This is a genomic window from Clostridium boliviensis, assembly GCF_033342255.1.
In the GTDB taxonomy this organism is placed as follows: Bacteria; Bacillota; Clostridia; order Lachnospirales; family Lachnospiraceae; genus Lacrimispora; species Lacrimispora boliviensis.
The window spans coordinates 1-419 of record NZ_JAWONS010000072.1; the positions used below are offsets into that span (position 1 = coordinate 1).

The 419-nt window shown below is 58.7% G+C and carries 1 protein-coding gene; it reads right to left on the reverse strand.

The genetic code is table 11. The features are described from left to right. Positions 1 to 105: 105 nt before the first annotated feature. On the reverse strand, positions 106 to 419 hold a 314-nt coding region (locus tag RZO55_RS02995; RefSeq protein ID WP_318062809.1), incomplete at its 5' end, for an SDR family oxidoreductase.

Here is a 419-nt window from a genome sequence, read left to right on the forward strand (position 1 = left end):
CGAAAAGGAAGGATACTCCATCTCCATCGTGGATGACAGCCCGGCAAAAACAGGGGACGCAGCGAAGGACGGGGAAAAGGCCGGGTGGAATCGGGATCCGGATGTCTAATATTCCTGGATGACCGGGTGAATCATGATTTCGTCCACCATGGCATGACGGGGTGCCAAAACCATGTAAAGGGCCGCTTCGGCCACATCCTCCGCCTGCAGCCACCCCTCCTTCTCCGGGGCACCCTGTTCCGTGTCGTTGAAGCAGGTGTCGGTCATCCCCGGGCGGATCACCCCGACCCGGATTCCCAGTTTGCGCACTTCCTTGGCCAGAACGCCCGTAAAACCCTCCAGGCCGTATTTGCTGGCGCAATAGGCGGAAGCCTTCGGAATGGTCCGGGTGCCGATATCGGAGGAAATGTTGATGATGT